The sequence below is a fragment of the Sporosarcina sp. Marseille-Q4943 genome (assembly GCF_943736995.1).
In the GTDB taxonomy this organism is placed as follows: domain Bacteria; phylum Bacillota; class Bacilli; order Bacillales_A; family Planococcaceae; genus Sporosarcina.
The window spans coordinates 354241-370846 of the sequence record NZ_CALSFT010000002.1 but is presented as its reverse complement, the minus strand read 5'-3'; the positions used below and the strand labels follow the sequence as shown (position 1 = coordinate 370846).

Sequence of the window (16606 nt, the reverse complement as noted above, 5' to 3'; positions counted from 1 at the left end):
CCAACCATTAATATTTTCAAGTTAAGCTTTCCCCGAGCTGCCGAATTCGCGCATTTTGCTGATGACTGACTTCTTGATTGCTTCGCGCATCGGTGCTAAGTATTTACGTGGATCGTAGACATCCGGGTCTGCGTTCAATGTTTCGCGGACCGCTTTTGTGCCTTCAATCTGGTTTTCAGTGTTGACGTTTATTTTTGCAGTTCCGAGTGAGATGGCGCGTTGGATATCCTTCGTCGGGATGCCTGTTCCGCCGTGAAGTACGAGTGGAAGGTCCGATTGGCTTGAGATTTCTTCCATTTCCTTGAATCCTAAATTCGGTTCGCCTTTGTACGGGCCGTGAACCGATCCAAGGGCTGGCGCCAAGCAGTCGATGTCCGTCGCTTCAACGAGCTCCTTACATTCTGCCGGGTCTGCATAGATGACACCATCAGCGATGACATCGTCTTCCTGCCCGCCGACAACGCCGAGCTCCGCTTCAACGGAAACGCCTTTTGCATGGGCATATTCCACAACTTTTTTCGTAATTTCAATGTTTTCTGCTAGAGGTTTTGAAGATGCGTCGATCATGACGGATGTGAAGCCCGCGTCGATCGCCTCTTTGCATTTTTCGAAACTGGATCCGTGGTCCAGATGGATAGCGACAGGTACGGTGATGTTGTAATCGTGTATCAACCCTTTTACCATGTTGACGACTGTCGTAAATCCGCCCATATAGCGTCCTGCCCCTTCGGAAACGCCAAGGATGACAGGGGAATTCTCTTCTTGCGCAGCTTGCAGAATCGCCTGTGTGTATTCAAGGTTGTTCAAGTTGAACTGACCGATTGCATATCCTTCTTTCTTGCCTTTGATCATCATTTCTTTCATTGAAACAAGTGCCATGCAAAATCCTCCTCCGGATCGTCGAGATGAATTTATTGTTTGTTACGATATTTACCTTTTTATCATAACAAAAACAGACAGTATTTACTACTGTCTGGGTTGTGGTTGCGCCGCGTCGCTGAATTCCGTTTTTTCATTCCCCACGATGCAGAATTTCTTTGACCGCGTCACGCACTTCGTAAATATTGAATGGTTTCGTAAAATATTTCTCTGCCCCGTTTTCAATTGCTTCTTCCGTCAGTTCGACTTCCCCGTAAGCCGTCATCATGATGACAGGAATATGGGGCCAGCCTTTCTTTAGCCTTTTCAGCACTTCCACTCCGTCGATTCCCGGCATTTTCATGTCCAGTAAAACACAATCGGGTTCTTTCTCTGTAACCGATTGGAGGGCTTCCGCGCCATTTGCGGCCAACCTCGCTTCAAACCCCTCTTTTGTGAATACCTCATTTAATAAAAGTCGTATTCCGGCTTGATCGTCGACGATTAGCAAACTCTTCAAAAGGCCCACCCCTTTTTTATTTATTGACCCTGTATGTAGTACAATTTGACAGAAAAGAAGAATCTCCTTCTTTTTTCATTCATTATTTCAATATTGTTTTAATTCGAGGCATCTCATTGGAAAACTTGGTTTTATTCACGATAGAAAATATAATGGGAAACGAGGTGGTATAGATGAAGATATTGACGACACAAATCGGCGGGCTGTTGCAGCGTGCCGGTTCAAATAATGAAGAGGCTGTCGAGGAGACGGCGCGGTTGTTAGCCCAGGCAACGATTGGGGAAGGCCGCGTCATTTTCGCCGGCTTTGATGAGATGGAAGCAGTCGGAATGAACGCGTTGCATAGCGCGGAGCCGTTCCGGGGAGCCGTCAAGTATGAAGAAAGGATGGAGATCCTTTCTGCGGACAGGGTTTGGCTATTTGCCCGTTCTGCTACAGATGCACGGGCGCTTCAGTTGGCGCAGAGATTAGCGGAGCAGTTCATCCCGTTCGCAGTTGTGGCAGGCGAGAAAGCGACTGAGGACAACGAGCTCGCGGATTTGGCGTATACGTATATGGCGACGGGCGTCGTGAAAGGGATTTTGCCGGGCGAGGACATCGGCAGCCGGATCGTTCAGCCGCACGTGTTAATCGCACTCTTTTTGTATGAGGCGGTTAAGATGGCGTATGACGAGATGGTGAATGAAGAGGATTGAGTGAGGGGCTGCATTTATGAGCGGTTGCGGAGTTTTATGATCACTTGCTGACGTTTATGATCACTCACAGAGATTTATGGTCACTTGCCTTTCATCAATCTAAATAAAAACAGAAACCATCATTTGCGGATGGTTTCTGTTTTTTTATTGGCTATTAGCCTTGATGTGTCAATGCAGCGCGAATGAATTCGCGGATGAGCGGCTGCGGGCGCGTTGGACGTGATGCGAATTCTGGGTGGAATTGAGTTCCGATGAAGAACGGATGGTCCTTCAACTCGAGGATTTCCACGAGATGTCCGTCCGGGCTTTCCCCTGCCACGATCATGCCAGCGTTTTCGAATTGCTCGCGATAGATGTTGTTAAACTCGTAGCGGTGGCGGTGGCGCTCGTATACCAATTCATCGTTATACGCTTCTTGTGCGATCGTGCCTTCCTTCAACTTGCATGGATGGGCGCCGAGTCTCATATGCCCGCTCACTTGCTCGATTTCGGAATGCGCCTCGAAATCACGGTTGTTTTCGATGACGGCATTTTCCGTTTCATTGTCGAATTCGATTGAATGTGCGTCTTTTATTCCAAGGACATCACGTGCGAATTCCACTGCAGCAAGCTGCATGCCAAGGCCGACACCGAAGAATGGAATGCCGTTTTCACGCGCGAACGTGATCGCTTCCATTTTACCTTCGATGCCCCGGTCGCCGAAGCCGCCTGGAACGAAAATGCCGTCCGCGTCCTTCAAGATTTCACCGACGTTTTCTTCCGCCACTTCTTCGGAGTTGATCCAGCCGATTTCGATGTCTGTGTCGAATTCATAACCGGCGTGGCGGAATGCTTCCACCGCGGAAATATAAGCATCTTGCAGCTCGACATATTTCCCGACGAGTGCAATTTTCACTTTCCGGGACAGATTTCTTACGCGGTTCACGAGTTCTTCGATTTCCGTCAAATCAGGTTCCTTCGTTTCTAGACCGAGGAAATCGACGACGATCTTGTCCATGTTTTGTGCGTGAAGTCGAATTGGAACTTCGTATAAAGTTTCCGCGTCAAGCGCTTCGATCACTTCTTCCGGTTTAATGTTACAGAAGAGTGCGATCTTATCCTTCATTTCCTGAGGGACCGGATATTCGCTTCGGACGACGATCATATTCGGCTGGATCCCGAGTCCGCGCAATTCTTTTACGCTATGCTGTGTCGGCTTTGTTTTCATTTCACCGGCAGCATGAAGATACGGGATAAGCGTGTTATGAATATACATGACGTCATCTTTGCCAAGGTCCGTCTTCATTTGACGGATTGCTTCAAGGTATGGAAGCGACTCGATATCGCCTACGCTTCCGCCGATTTCAGTAATGACAACGTCTGCGTTCGTTTCTTGGCCCGCTCTTTTTACGAGGCTTTTAATTTCATTCGTAATGTGGGGGATGACTTGGACCGTCGCCCCTTTGTATTCGCCGCGGCGCTCTTTCCGCAGCACGGAGGAGTATACTTTCCCCATTGTGACATTGGAGTATTTGTTCAATTTGATGTCGATGAACCGCTCATAGTGGCCGATGTCCAGGTCGGTTTCAGCTCCGTCTTCCGTGACGAAAACTTCACCGTGCTGGTACGGGCTCATCATGCGGGGATCGACGTTGATGTATGGATCGAATTTTTGGTTGGTGACTTGCAAACCTCTGCTTTTCAATAGTCTCCCAAGGGATGCGGCATTGATTCCCTTTCCTAAAGATGAGACAACTCCGCCGGTTACAAAGATATATTTTGTCATCTATAGCTCCTCCTTCGTGATGGGGGTCGGTCGAATAATGTAGTAAAAATGAAAAAAAGCGCTCCACTGTAGTCTATCTACAAGAGGAGCGCTTATACACGGATTCATGTGTCCTTTTTCAAGGAGCCCAACTAGAAGCTTAAATCCTTAAACGCCCGAAGTCAAGTGGAAAGTATCAGAGAAGGTCCTCTTCTTCTTCGTCTTCCTCTTCTTCTTCGTCTTCATCGTCAATATCCAATTCGTCGTCAGGAACGATTTCGAGCCCTTCCTCGTCATCGATGAGATCCTCTTCGATTTCGATGATTTCCTCTTCTTCTTCCTCTTCATCCAGTTCATCTTCATCGTCATCGAGCTCGTCGAATTCTTCGTCGAACAACTCGTCCTCGTCGATTTCTTCTTCCTCTTCTTCTTCCTCGTCATCATCGTCATACGCTTTTTTCTTTTTCTTCTTGCGGACTTTAACGACAGGAGCCGTTTCTTCCTCGATCTGATCAACCGGATACCATTCGCGCAAGCCCCATTGGTTGTTGTTAATGGCAAGGAATCTTCCATCGATATTCATATCTGTGTAGAATTGGAGAAGCCTGTCCTTCATTTCGCTCTCCGATATTCCAGTCAATTCACGGATTTCATTCATTAGTTGTTCGAGTGTCAATGCTTCCCGTCGTTCAGTCAATACGGCATAAGCAATATCGATCAACGATTCTTCCTGTAGTTCTTCTTTCGTCAATTCATGTAAATTCAAATTCATCGTACGCACGTCCTTTCTCTGTACAAAAGCATACTTATCATTATATACAATGAAGTGCCTGTTATGCTACCATCTTCTACTCTTCTTGAAGCGTTGGAATTCTTTGACGCTGAGGAAGCCGAGATAAAGGGCGGCAAGCAAGAACGGGACGGCACCGTAACCTACACCGTATAAGGAAAAGATGAGGATAATGATAACTATGATAATCAATACATGATGATAAAGTTTCATCTCCTCACCTCTTTCCCTTTGTAATTTTTATTATACGTGGAAGGAACAGGCAAAATCCACTGTTCGTAATGATTTTTCAAAATGTTTTTTATGGATCTAAAGACGTTTAAAAAAGAACGCTCTTTATAAGAGCGTTCCATTGTGTAGACAAATTTATTCTTTGACTTTGTCTACACTTCTAGGGGTATTCATGATTAATATGCATTTCCTCAGCCTGATTGAAAACGCTTGTCAGCCTAGGCGCGAAGTGGAGCGAAGACGCGAATAGAACTAAAGTTCATGAGCGGACGAGCGACACGAGCAACAACGGATGCGAGCGTTTGTCAACAGGCTGAGAGCGTTCCCCATTTATGTCGTTACATATTCCTGCGGTACTGGCCGCCCACTTCGTATAACGCATTCGTAATTTGACCGAGGCTGGCGACTTTTACGGTCTCCATCAGCTCGGCGAAAATGTTGCCGCCGGTCACTGCGACTTCCTGCAATTTCCGCAAGGCGGAAGCCGTTTCGTCGCCATGCTTCGATTGGAAGGCACGCAAGTTGGCAATTTGCGTCTCTTTCTCTTCCTTCGTCGCACGAGCGATTTCCATATTATCGATGTCTTCTTCGGAAGGCGGGTTCGGGTTCAAATACGTGTTGACGCCGATGATTGGCAGTTCGCCCGAGTGCTTCTTCATTTCGTAGAGCATCGATTCCTCTTGGATTTTGCCGCGTTGGTATTGCGTTTCCATCGAGCCGAGGACGCCGCCGCGGTCGTTCAGTCGGTCGAATTCTTGGAGGACGGATTCTTCAACGAGGTCCGTCAGCTCTTCGATAATGAAAGATCCTTGGAGCGGGTTTTCATTTTTCGATAAGCCGTGCTCCTTCGTAATGATCATCTGGATCGCCATCGCGCGGCGCACCGATTCTTCCGTCGGCGTCGTAATCGCTTCGTCGTAGGCATTCGTATGGAGCGAGTTGCAATTGTCCTGCAATGCCATGAGCGCCTGCAACGTCGTCCGGATATCATTGAAGTCGATTTCCTGCGCATGCAAGCTGCGGCCGGACGTCTGCACGTGGTACTTCAGCTTCTGGCTCCGTTCGTTCGCACCGTATTTCTCGCGCATCGCGACCGCCCAAATGCGGCGTGCAACCCGTCCGATGACCGTATATTCCGGATCCAGCCCGTTCGAGAAGAAAAACGACAAGTTCGGTGCGAAGTCGTCGATATGCATGCCGCGGCTCAAATAATACTCGACGTACGTGAAGCCGTTCGCGAGCGTGAAGGCGAGCTGTGAAATCGGATTCGCTCCCGCCTCCGCGATATGGTAGCCGGAAATCGAGACGGAGTAGTAGTTCCGCACTTTCTGGTCAATGAAATATTGCTGGATGTCGCCCATCATGCGGAGTGCGAATTCTGTCGAGAAGATACACGTATTTTGCCCTTGGTCCTCTTTCAAGATGTCCGCTTGCACCGTTCCGCGAACGACTTGCAGCGTCGCATTCCGGACTTCCGTGAATTCCTCGACCGTTAGCACGCGGCCGAGTTCCTCTTCCTTCTTCTTCACTTGCTGATCGATCGCCGTGTTCATGAACATCGCAAGGATGATTGGCGCAGGACCGTTGATCGTCATCGAGACGGATGTCGATGGCGCGCATAGGTCAAATCCGTCATACAGCTTTTTCATGTCATCGAGCGTACAGATGCTGACGCCCGATTCCCCGACTTTCCCGTAAATGTCCGGACGCTCGTCGGGATCTTCCCCGTATAACGTGACCGAGTCGAATGCCGTCGACAGTCGTTTGGCGTCGTCATCTTTCGACAAGTAATGGAATCGGCGGTTCGTCCGTTCCGGCGTTCCCTCCCCCGCAAATTGGCGCTTCGGGTCTTCGCCTTCCCGCTTGAACGGGAAAACGCCTGCCGTGTAAGGGAATGAACCCGGGACGTTCTCTTTGTACACCCAGCGAAGAATTTCACCATAGTCCTTGAATTTCGGCAATGACACTTTCGGTATCTTCAACCCTGACAAACTTGTCGTCGTTAACAGTGTACGAAGCTCCTTATCGCGGATTTTCGTAATGAATTCATCACCTGCATACGATTCTTTCAAAGTTTTCCAGTTGTTGAGAATCCGCTTTGATTCAGCTGAAAGCTCTTCACGCACACTGTTTGCTAGAGATTCGAGCGAAGTGGTAAGTGCATTGTCAGGTGATTTTTCATTTACAGCCTCAATCGCGCCTTCGAGCTGGAATAAACGGCGGGCAAGGTCGACTTGCTGCGCGGATTTCTTATGGTAGTCGCGGATTGTGCTCGCGATTTCACGCAAGTAATGGACGCGGTCGTTCGGGATGATGATGTTCTGCTTCTGCGTCTTCACGAAGTCGGTATAGGACGTCTCCCAGTTGAGGCCGCATTTTTCATTCAACTTCGAAATGAGCGCGGCGAACAGCGAGTTCGTCCCTTTGTCGTTAAATTGGCTCGCGATCGTGCCGTAGACAGGCATCGTGTCCAAGTCTTTGTCGAAGAGGAGATGGCTCCGCTGGTACTGCTTCTGCACTTGGCTGAGCGCGTCTTCGGATCCTTTCCGCTCGAATTTATTAATGACGATGAGGTCCGCAAAGTCGATCATGTCGATCTTCTCAAGCTGTGTCGGCGCCCCAAATTCGCTCGTCATGACGTACATCGACACGTCGGACACTTCCGTAATTTGAGCGTCTCCTTGCCCAATCCCGCTCGTCTCGACGATGATCAGGTCAAAGCCCGCCGTTTTCACGACGTCAAGCACGTCCTTGATGGCGCCTGATAATTCGGAGCGTGATCCGCGTGTCGCCAAGCTTCGCATAAAAACGCGCTTGTTGAAGATAGCGTTCATACGGATCCGGTCGCCGAGCAATGCGCCGCCCGTTTTCTGCTTCGTCGGGTCGATCGATAGAATCGCAACTTTCTTATCCGGCAATTCGCGCAGGAAACGGCGGATCAGTTCATCCGTGAGCGAGCTCTTCCCCGCTCCCCCCGTACCTGTAATCCCGAGGACCGGCGTGTTTTTCGAGAGTTCCCTCGCTTTTTCGATTAGTTGAATCGCGTCACGGTCTTCCTTGTTATACATCTCTTCCGCGTACGTGATCAAATTGGCAAGCACTTCCGGATTGTCCGTGCCCACTTTTTCCAGATTGGCCATCTCATCTTCGACCTTAGTAAGGAAATCGCATTCCTCCACCATCCGGTTGATCATCCCTTGCAGCCCCAACTTGCGGCCGTCCTCCGGCGAGAAGATCCAAGCGATCCCGTAATCATGCAATTCCTTGATTTCCTTCGGCAAAATGACGCCGCCTCCGCCGCCGTAAATCCGGATATGCGGAGCGCCTTTTTCCTGCAGGAGGTCGTACATGTATTTGAAGTACTCGACATGCCCGCCTTGGTAGGAGGAAATGGCAATTCCTTGCACATCTTCCTGGATCGCCGCATTGACGACTTCTTCCACTGAACGGTTATGCCCCAAGTGGATCACTTCTGCGCCCGTCGCCTGGAGGATGCGGCGCATAATATTGATCGACGCATCATGTCCGTCAAACAAGCTCGACGCCGTCACAAAACGCACATGATGCTTCGGCTTATAAATTTCAGTAGTGGCAGTAGTCGTAGTAGTAGCAGTAGTATCTTTAGTAGTCATTTATCACACACCCCTTAACTCTTTTTGAAGTGCCTTTTTTACGGTGCCTGTGCAGCATACAATTCAGTTTATTCACTACAATTGTATAAAATAGAAACATAAACGTTGTTGAATCAACAAATTTTGTTTACACGGATGTATATTTATTTATTTTATCGAATTGTCATAATTGCACCACGCACAGGCACCGACACAATTCCCACACAATTTATTGGTTCTTCACGATTCCCTTGAACAATTGGTCCGTCTGATAGCTGATGAAATCTTGGATGGTGTATGTTCCGCGCAATGCCCATCTGCGGAATGCCCACATTTGGCCTTGGACGACGACGTGGTGAGCAGCCATGTCGACCTCTTCGTCGCTGATGCGTAACTCGCCCGACCGGACGCATGCGTGCAGCAAGTTCTTGAATAAGGCGACCATTTCCATCTCTTTTTTAAGGACATATTGGAGGGCGTCCTTCGGCAAGGATTTCGATTCCTGGTACATGACGACGAATTCGTCCGACATGTCGTCGATCAGGTGGAAATATGCATCGATCGCCATCCGAAGCCCTTCCACATTCCCTTCCTGGTCCATCAATGTGGACAGGCGGCTCTGCACTTCATTGTAAATGCTGTCGCAGACGAGATAGAGGACATCTTCCTTCGTCCGGATATATTCATAGAGCGTGCCGATGCTGAAGCCCGCCGCTTTGGCAATCTCTCTAGTCGTCGCCCGGTGGAATCCCTTTTCCTTGAACAGCTGGACCGCTCCATCGATAATCTGCTCACGCCTTTTTTCAATCAGACTTTCATCTTTGACCGACGATTTTACTTCGCGTTTCAGTTGCATTGTGCACCCCCGATTATTTTGTCAACATGCGGGAGATGACGAGACGTTGAATTTCCTGCGTTCCTTCGTAGATTTGCGTAATCTTCGCATCGCGCATGAATCGCTCGACCGGATAATCTTTTGTATAGCCGTAGCCGCCATACACTTGGACCGCTTCCGTCGTCACTTTCATCGCTGTATCCCCTGCCATCAGTTTCGCCATCGCAGATGCTTTTCCATACGGCAAGTCGTTCGACTCGAGCCATGCGGCCTGGTATGTGAGCAATCGGGATGCTTCCGTCGCCGTCGCCATATCCGCCAGCTTGAATCCGACGCCTTGGTTCGCCGCAATCGGCTTGCCGAACTGGACACGCTCCTTCGCATAACCGACCGCCGCGTCAAGCGCCCCTTGCGCGATGCCGACCGCTTGTGCTGCAATCCCGTTCCGGCCGCCGTCCAACGTCTTCATCGCGACAATGAACCCTTCGCCTTCCGCGCCCAACATATTCTCCTTCGGCACGCGGCAATTGTCGAACATGATTTCCGTCGTTGGAGACGAACGGATGCCGAGCTTCTTCTCTTTCTTCCCGACCGAGAAGCCTGGGAAGTCCTTCTCGACGATGAATGCACTCGTGCCTTTATGCTTCGACTCCGGATCCGTCACTGCGAACACGATGTAAATGTCAGCAATGCCGCCGTTTGTAATGAAGATCTTAGAGCCGTTCAGAATATAGTCGTCACCATCAAGCTTCGCCGTCGTGCGCATGCCGCCAGCATCGGACCCTGAGCCCGGTTCAGTCAAGCCGTACGCGCCGATTTTCGTCCCTTCCGCCATCGGACGAAGGTACTTCTGCTTCTGCTCCTCCGTGCCGAATTTGTATACAGGCCATCCAGCGAGTGATGTATGAGCGGATAAAGTAACACCAGTCGACGCGCAGACGCGTGACAACTCCTCCACCGCGATACAATAGGCAAGATAATCGCTGCCGATGCCACCGTACTCCTCAGGCCAAGGAATCCCTGTCAATCCAAGTTCAGCCATCTTATGCCAAATATCCATATCGAAGCGCTCTTCCTCATCGCGCTCCGCAGCTGTCGGCGCAACATCCTTCTCTGCAAAATCACGCACCATCTTCCGAATCATTTCATGCTCTTCCGATAATTTAAAATCCATCTCAACTTCCTCCTTGGGGTTCTATATAGGGATTTTTTGTGCGGTGCCTGTGCACCATACAATTCAGTTTATTAACTACAATTGCATAAACAAGAAACGAAAATGCTGTTAAATCGCACTTTTGCTAGTTAATCAATGTATAACTATTCAACAAATCGAATTGTCATAATCGCACCGTGCACAGGCACCGATGCAATTCAGAAAACTCATCTTGTTAGGTGTTTGTTGATGACGATGCGTTGGATTTCGCTGGTGCCTTCGTAGATTTGCGTCACTTTTGCGTCGCGGAAGTAGCGCTCGACCGGGTAGTCTTCGGTATAGCCGTAGCCGCCGAAGATCTGGACTGCTTCGATTGCGTTATCCATTGCAGTTTGCGACGCGAACAGTTTTGCCATCGAAGCCTCTTTGCCGCATGGCTTCCCTTCCGCGCGAAGCTGGGCTGCGCGGTAGACGAGCAGTCGTGCCGCTTCGGAGGCGGTCGCCATATCGGCAAGCTTGAAGCCGACGCCTTGGTTCGCCGCGATCGGTTTTCCAAATTGGACACGTTCTTTCGCATATGCGGCAGCCGCTTCGAGCGCCGCTTCCCCAATGCCGAGTGCTTGGGCTGCGATGCCAATCCTGCCGACATCGAGGTTGGCCATTGCGATTTTGAAGCCTTCCCCTTCTTCGCCGAGGCGGTTTTTCGCGGGTACTTTCATATCTTCGAACGTCAATTGCACCGTTCGCGATCCGTGAAGGCCCATCTTTTCTTCGTCTTTTCCGATGACGAGTCCCGGCGTGTCTTTATCGACGATGAACCCCGTAATGCCGTACGTCCCTTGTGTCGGGTCGGTTGACGCGAAAACGATATAGACGTCCGCCTCTCCGCCGTTTGTAATGAACACCTTCGAGCCGTTCAGTACGTAATGATCGCCCTTTTTCACGGCTTTCGTCTTCAGCGAGCCGGCATCCGAACCTGCGCCAGGCTCTGTCAGGCAGAATGCGCCCAAGTATTCGCCGGACGCCATTTTCGGCAAGTACCGGTCTTTCTGCTCTTCATTCCCAAAATACATGATCGGGTTCGTGCCGACGGATGTATGGACGGAAAGGATCACACCCATGACCGCGCTCACTTTCGACAGCTCGTGGATGGCGATGATGTAGGAAACGAAGTCCATTTCGGAACCGCCGTATTTCTCGGGGACGGTGATGCCCATCAAGCCGAGCTCGCCCATTTTCGTAAGGATTTCTCGTGGAAACTCCCCCGCTTCCATTCTTGGAATGAACGGCTCGATTTCCGCTTTCGCAAAGTCCCTCACCATCGTGCGCATCATCTGTTGTTCTTCGGTGAATTGTAATTTCATTGGAATAAACTCCTTTGTAAATGAAATTCCTTGTGAGAAGGCTAGTTCTGGAATGAATATCGATCAAATCCATGGAGTTATCTATTGAATATGGATAGTTATCTATTGAATCCTCGTTCTTATCGATCGAATAAAGAGGTTTATCTATCGAATCCAGGAAGTTATCACCATATCATGACCTAAGAACTAGCCCAATTTCGCATCATTAATATTCATAAAAGCCGCGGCCCGATTTTTTCCCGAGCCAGCCTGCATTGACGTACTTCCGGAGCAATGGGCAAGGGCGGTACTTCGAGTCGCCGAAGCCTTCGTGGAGCGTTTCCATAATGTATAGGCACGTATCGAGTCCGATAAAATCCGCCAATTGCAGAGGTCCCATCGGGTGGTTCATGCCGAGCTTCATCACTTCGTCGATCGCTTCCTTCGAGGCGACGCCTTCGTACAGCGTGTAAATCGCTTCGTTGATCATCGGCATGAGGACGCGGTTCGCGACGAATCCAGGGAAGTCATTCACCTCGACCGGCGTCTTCGATAGTTTACGAGTCATGTCCTCGACCGCTTCATACACTTCGTCGGAAGTCGCAAGTCCGCGGATGATTTCAACGAGCTTCATGACCGGCACCGGGTTCATATAGTGCATGCCGATGACGTTTTCCGGGCGGTTTGTCGCTGCCGCGATTTCCGTAATCGGAAGGGATGATGTATTCGTCGCCAAAATCGCATGCTTCGGCGCGATGCCATCGAGTTTCGCGAAGATCGTTTTTTTGATGTCCATGTTTTCAATCGCTGCCTCGATGACGATGTCGACGTCATGTGCGTCCTGCAAATCGAGCGACTTTGTAATGCGCCCGAGGACTGCCGCTTTTTCATCTTCCGTCATACGCCCTTTCTCAACGTTGCGGGAAAGATTTTTCGCGATGACCGCAAGCCCCTTTTCGTAGAACTCCTCTTTAATATCATTCAATTTCACGTCGAAGCCTGCTTGCGCACACACTTGGGCGATACCCCCACCCATTTGCCCCGCTCCGATGACCATTACTTTTTTAATTTCCATAATGAAATACCTCCGTCTCCGTCTACCAAGATTTCCACTTGCAAATACGCATAAATTCATTCAAATACGCATAAAACCATTTAAAGAAGCATAAATCACGGTAATCCCGCATAAATCGCCACATTCACGCATAAACGGCCACAACCGCGCATAATTCCCGCGAATCACGCATAAATTCAATTCCATTCGTCTATCGAGCTATCATTCTTCTCCAACTTCAATCATAATCGCATCGCCCTGACCGCCACCTGAACAGATCGCCGCAATCCCAATGCCGCCACCGCGCCGTTTCAATTCGTAAGCGAGCGTCAAGATGATCCGTGCACCGCTTGCGCCGATCGGATGACCGAGTGCGACCGCTCCGCCGTTGACGTTCACTTTTTCAGGATCAAGTCCCGCGATTTGGGAACTTGCGAGCGCGACTGCCGCGAATGCTTCGTTTATTTCAAACAAGTCGATGTCTTTCAGCTCTTTCCCCGTCTTCTTCAGCAATTCATTAATGACGAGGCCCGGCGTCTGCGGGAAGTTTTCCGGCTCGATCGCAACTTCGGCGTGGCCAATGATCGTTGCAAGAAGCTTTTTCCCTTCCTTCAACGCACGCTCTTCATTCATGAGCACGAGCGCACACGCTCCGTCATTGACGCCTGGCGCATTACCTGCCGTGATCGTGCCATCGTTGCCGAATGCAGGGCGCAATTTCGAGAGTGATTCAAGAGATGTATCACGCCGCGGTGCTTCGTCCGTGTCGACGACAATCGGATCCCCTTTCCGCTGCGGGATTTCAACCGCGACAATCTCCTCCACGAATTTCCCGCCGTCAATCGCGGCATTCGCCCGCTCATGGCTGCGCAGCGACCATTCGTCCTGCATTTCACGTGTCAATGAAAATTCGCCAGCCGTCTGGTTCCCGTATGTCCCCATATGAACCCGGTCCGGTGAAAATGAACAGGAAAGGCCGTCATAAATCATACCGTCCACTAGTGGCGCGTCGCCCATCTTCAATCCGAAACGCCCTTTCGGCAAATAGTACGGCGCGTTGGACATCGATTCCATGCCCCCTGCAACGATGACTTCCTCGTCTCCGAGCCGGATGAGCTGGTCTGCGAGCGTTACGCTGCGCATGCCGGAAGCACATACTTTATTAACCGTCTCGGTTTTCACGGACCATGGAAGCCCCGCCTTAACCGCCGCCTGCCGCGAAGGGATCTGCCCCTGACCTGCCTGAAGCACCGTTCCGATAATCACTTCATCGACTCCGTCTTCCCTCACACCCGACCGCTTCAATGCTTCCTTAATGGCGACCGCCCCTAGATCACTTGCTGTTTTCGTGGATAAAGCACCGCCAAACCTACCAAACGGAGTCCGTGCCCCGTCCAAGATGACTGTTCTGCCCATTCCCTTCTCCTCCATTTCAGCATGATAACGTTTTCATTTCTCGCAAGGAGCGACGACTGAACGCTCGCTCGGTAACTGTTCGAAAAAAAAGGGAGTACTTGGACTCCCCTTTTTCACAGGAGCAGAATAGCTCCTAATTTTCTTAATTATATCGTTCTTTCCAAACTCTCGCAATATACTTACTGCATAATCGGTTCTTCTTCCTCCACAACAGCAGGTTGGTAGTCTTCTCCGAAAATGGATCGCTCGAGCAATTCCGCGATGTCGTACGTACCGACTTTATCTTCCACTTCGATCGCTTTCGTACCGTCCGAAATCATCGTCAAGCAGTATGGACAGCCGGAAGAGATGATGCCCGGGCTCACTTCCATCGCCTGTTCCGTACGGGCAACGTTGACGCGGTGACCGGTATCCTCTTCCATCCACATGAGTCCGCCGCCCGCTCCACAGCACATGCCGTCTTGGCGGTTGCGCTTCATTTCGACGAGGTTGACGCCCGGAATCGCCTTCAGGATTTCCCTTGGCGGATCATACACATCGTTGTACCTGCCGAGGTAGCACGAATCATGGAATGTGATCGTTTCATTGATTTCATGGACCGGCTTCAGCTTCCCTTGCATGACAAGGTCGTACAGCATTTCGGTATGGTGGACGACTTCCGCTTTGAAACCGAAATCCGGATATTCATTCTTAAAGATATTGTATGCATGCGGGTCGATTGTGACTATTTTCGTGACACCCGCTTTTTCGAATTCATCGATATTGGATGTCGCGAGCTCTTGGAATAAAAACTCATTCCCTAAACGTCGCGGCGTGTCGCCGGAGTTCTTTTCTTTATTGCCAAGAATTGCGAATTTGACGCCCGCTTCGTTCATGAGATGAGCGAATGCTAGCGCAATCTTTTGCGAACGGTTGTCGAAAGCACCCATCGAGCCGACCCAGAAGAGGTATTCGAACTCTTCATCCGCCTTCTTCAGTTCTTTCACTGTCGGAATATGAAGGTCCGGACGGGCATCGCGCCAGTTCTCCTTCTCTTTCCGGTTAAGCCCCCACGGATTCCCTTGGCGTTCGATATTCGTCATCGCACGCTGCGCATCCGCATCCATCTTCCCTTCCGTCATGACGAGATAACGGCGGAGATCGATGATTTTATCGACGTGCTCGTTCATGACCGGACATTGGTCTTCACAGTTCCGGCAAGTCGTGCACGCCCAGATTTCCTCTTCGGTAATGACATCGCCGATAAGGGATGGGTTGTAAATATCGTCCATTGTCGCGCCTTCCAAACCGGCAGCGAGCGCAATCTGATTCCCCTTCGTGTTTCCGAAAGCGAACGTTGGCACCCACGGCTGTTTCTTCGTGACGAGCGCACCCGTATTCGTCAAGTTATCACGCAGTTTTGTAATCAAGTCCATCGGGGATAGCATCTTGCCCGTCCCGGTCGCTGGACACATATTCGTACAGCGTCCACATTCGACGCAAGCGTAGAAGTCGATCATCTGCTTTTGCGTGAAGTCGGTGATCTTGCCGACTCCGAGCGCAGGCATATCGTCTTCAGACTCAGCTTCTTCAAGCGCTTCAAAATCGATCGGCGCAAGCTTGCCCCGGCGATCGAAACGCATCATGTACGTGTTGACAGGCCCTGCAATCAAGTGCGCATGCTTCGATTGCGGCACGTACACGAGGAATGTCAGCAAGGTGAGCAAGTGGATCCACCAAGCGATGAAGAAGACGACCGCAGCCGCCATCGGACTCATGAAGCTGAAAACGCTTGCAATTCCCGATGCCATAGGCTCCGTCCACGTCGTTTCATGCCCTTGCCAAATCATGTTCATCCCGTTCGATACGAGCGTCGACACCATGAGCGTGCCGATGAAGATGAGGACGAGCCCCGATTTCCATCCGCGCTTCAAGCGGACAAGCTTCTCAACATACCGGCGTTGGAACGCCCAGACGACCGCCACTAAAATCATAAAGACGACGATTTCCTGGAAGAACGTGAACCCTCCGTAAATCGGTCCGAACGGCAAATGCGAGCCAGGCTTCAGCCCTTTCCAGATGAGGTCGATTGCCCCGAATTGGACGAGTAGGAAACCATAGAAGAACATGACGTGGATAATTCCACTTTTCTTATCCTTCAATAGCTTTTTCTGCCCGAAAACATTTACCCAAACTTCCTTCAGACGGCGTGAAATATTACTGTCGAACTCTTCCTTCCGTCCAAGCTTTATGAATTGGATCCGCGTCCTGATCAAATAAGTGAACAGCGCAAGCGCATATGCCACAACCGCCAGGAAAAGGATCCAGTTGACTATTAATAATGCATCCATTTCGTATTCTCTCCTTCCCTTATCGG

The 16606-nt window shown here is 50.3% G+C and carries 13 protein-coding genes; 1 reads left to right on the top strand and 12 read right to left on the bottom strand.

Annotated features, from left to right (window positions below; all coding sequences use genetic code 11):
* Nucleotides 1–21 precede the first annotated feature (21 nt).
* Together NIT04_RS01905 and NIT04_RS01900 are read right to left on the bottom strand one after the other, a co-directional pair.
* Complete coding sequence (locus NIT04_RS01905) at nucleotides 22–879, bottom strand: class II fructose-bisphosphate aldolase (RefSeq protein WP_252501920.1); 858 nt, start codon at nucleotides 877–879, stop codon at nucleotides 22–24.
* A gap of 133 nt (nucleotides 880–1012) precedes the next feature.
* Nucleotides 1013–1378 (bottom strand): response regulator, encoded by a 366-nt coding sequence (locus tag NIT04_RS01900; RefSeq protein ID WP_305880083.1) that lies wholly within the window; start codon nucleotides 1376–1378, stop codon nucleotides 1013–1015.
* 173 nt (nucleotides 1379–1551) lie between these two features.
* Here NIT04_RS01900 and NIT04_RS01895 point away from each other — a divergent pair, with 173 nt between their 5' ends.
* Nucleotides 1552–2073: a DUF2529 family protein gene (locus NIT04_RS01895; protein WP_252501918.1), complete on the top strand. Its 522-nt coding sequence runs from the start codon at nucleotides 1552–1554 to the stop codon at nucleotides 2071–2073.
* Between the two features lie 154 nt (nucleotides 2074–2227).
* Here NIT04_RS01895 and NIT04_RS01890 read toward each other — a convergent pair whose 3' ends face one another.
* The 10 genes from NIT04_RS01890 to NIT04_RS01845 form a co-directional block, all read right to left on the bottom strand.
* Nucleotides 2228–3838: a CTP synthase gene (locus NIT04_RS01890; protein ID WP_252501917.1), complete on the bottom strand. Its 1611-nt coding sequence runs from the start codon at nucleotides 3836–3838 to the stop codon at nucleotides 2228–2230.
* 175 nt (nucleotides 3839–4013) lie between these two features.
* Complete coding sequence (gene rpoE / locus NIT04_RS01885; RefSeq protein WP_371922484.1) at nucleotides 4014–4589, bottom strand: DNA-directed RNA polymerase subunit delta; 576 nt, start codon at nucleotides 4587–4589, stop codon at nucleotides 4014–4016.
* A gap of 66 nt (nucleotides 4590–4655) precedes the next feature.
* Nucleotides 4656–4820, bottom strand: coding sequence for a hypothetical protein (locus tag NIT04_RS01880; protein ID WP_252501916.1), 165 nt, complete (start codon nucleotides 4818–4820; stop codon nucleotides 4656–4658).
* A gap of 356 nt (nucleotides 4821–5176) precedes the next feature.
* Nucleotides 5177–8470 (bottom strand): fused isobutyryl-CoA mutase/GTPase IcmF, encoded by a 3294-nt coding sequence (icmF, locus tag NIT04_RS01875; protein ID WP_252501915.1) that lies wholly within the window; start codon nucleotides 8468–8470, stop codon nucleotides 5177–5179.
* A 208-nt stretch (nucleotides 8471–8678) separates the two neighbouring features.
* Nucleotides 8679–9305, bottom strand: a complete 627-nt coding sequence (locus NIT04_RS01870; protein ID WP_252501914.1) for a TetR/AcrR family transcriptional regulator — start codon at nucleotides 9303–9305, stop codon at nucleotides 8679–8681.
* A 13-nt stretch (nucleotides 9306–9318) separates the two neighbouring features.
* A complete protein-coding gene (locus tag NIT04_RS01865; RefSeq protein ID WP_252501913.1) occupies nucleotides 9319–10458 on the bottom strand; it encodes an acyl-CoA dehydrogenase in 1140 nt (379 codons plus the stop codon).
* Nucleotides 10459–10664: 206 nt separating this feature from the next.
* A complete protein-coding gene (locus tag NIT04_RS01860; protein ID WP_252501912.1) occupies nucleotides 10665–11801 on the bottom strand; it encodes an acyl-CoA dehydrogenase in 1137 nt (378 codons plus the stop codon).
* A gap of 205 nt (nucleotides 11802–12006) precedes the next feature.
* A complete protein-coding gene (locus NIT04_RS01855) occupies nucleotides 12007–12855 on the bottom strand; it encodes a 3-hydroxybutyryl-CoA dehydrogenase (protein ID WP_252501911.1) in 849 nt (282 codons plus the stop codon).
* Nucleotides 12856–13056: 201 nt separating this feature from the next.
* Nucleotides 13057–14250 carry an acetyl-CoA C-acetyltransferase gene (locus tag NIT04_RS01850; protein WP_252501910.1) on the bottom strand — a complete coding sequence of 398 codons (1194 nt, stop codon included), beginning with the start codon at nucleotides 14248–14250 and terminating at the stop codon, nucleotides 13057–13059.
* A gap of 179 nt (nucleotides 14251–14429) precedes the next feature.
* Nucleotides 14430–16580, bottom strand: coding sequence for a (Fe-S)-binding protein (locus NIT04_RS01845; protein WP_252501909.1), 2151 nt, complete (start codon nucleotides 16578–16580; stop codon nucleotides 14430–14432).
* Nucleotides 16581–16606: the final 26 nt, after the last annotated feature.

Coding starts and splice junctions, on each gene's coding strand:
- NIT04_RS01905 (WP_252501920.1), bottom strand. CDS start 879: ATGGCACTTGTTTCAATGAAAGAAATGATGATCAAAGGCAAGAAAGAA.
- NIT04_RS01895 (WP_252501918.1), top strand. CDS start 1,552: ATGAAGATATTGACGACACAAATCGGCGGGCTGTTGCAGCGTGCCGGT.
- NIT04_RS01890 (WP_252501917.1), bottom strand. CDS start 3,838: ATGACAAAATATATCTTTGTAACCGGCGGAGTTGTCTCATCTTTAGGA.
- rpoE (WP_371922484.1), bottom strand. CDS start 4,589: ATGAATTTGAATTTACATGAATTGACGAAAGAAGAACTACAGGAAGAA.
- NIT04_RS01880 (WP_252501916.1), bottom strand. CDS start 4,820: ATGAAACTTTATCATCATGTATTGATTATCATAGTTATCATTATCCTC.
- icmF (WP_252501915.1), bottom strand. CDS start 8,470: ATGACTACTAAAGATACTACTGCTACTACTACGACTACTGCCACTACT.
- NIT04_RS01870 (WP_252501914.1), bottom strand. CDS start 9,305: ATGCAACTGAAACGCGAAGTAAAATCGTCGGTCAAAGATGAAAGTCTG.
- NIT04_RS01865 (WP_252501913.1), bottom strand. CDS start 10,458: ATGGATTTTAAATTATCGGAAGAGCATGAAATGATTCGGAAGATGGTG.
- NIT04_RS01860 (WP_252501912.1), bottom strand. CDS start 11,801: ATGAAATTACAATTCACCGAAGAACAACAGATGATGCGCACGATGGTG.
- NIT04_RS01855 (WP_252501911.1), bottom strand. CDS start 12,855: ATGGAAATTAAAAAAGTAATGGTCATCGGAGCGGGGCAAATGGGTGGG.
- NIT04_RS01850 (WP_252501910.1), bottom strand. CDS start 14,250: ATGGGCAGAACAGTCATCTTGGACGGGGCACGGACTCCGTTTGGTAGG.
- NIT04_RS01845 (WP_252501909.1), bottom strand. CDS start 16,580: ATGGATGCATTATTAATAGTCAACTGGATCCTTTTCCTGGCGGTTGTG.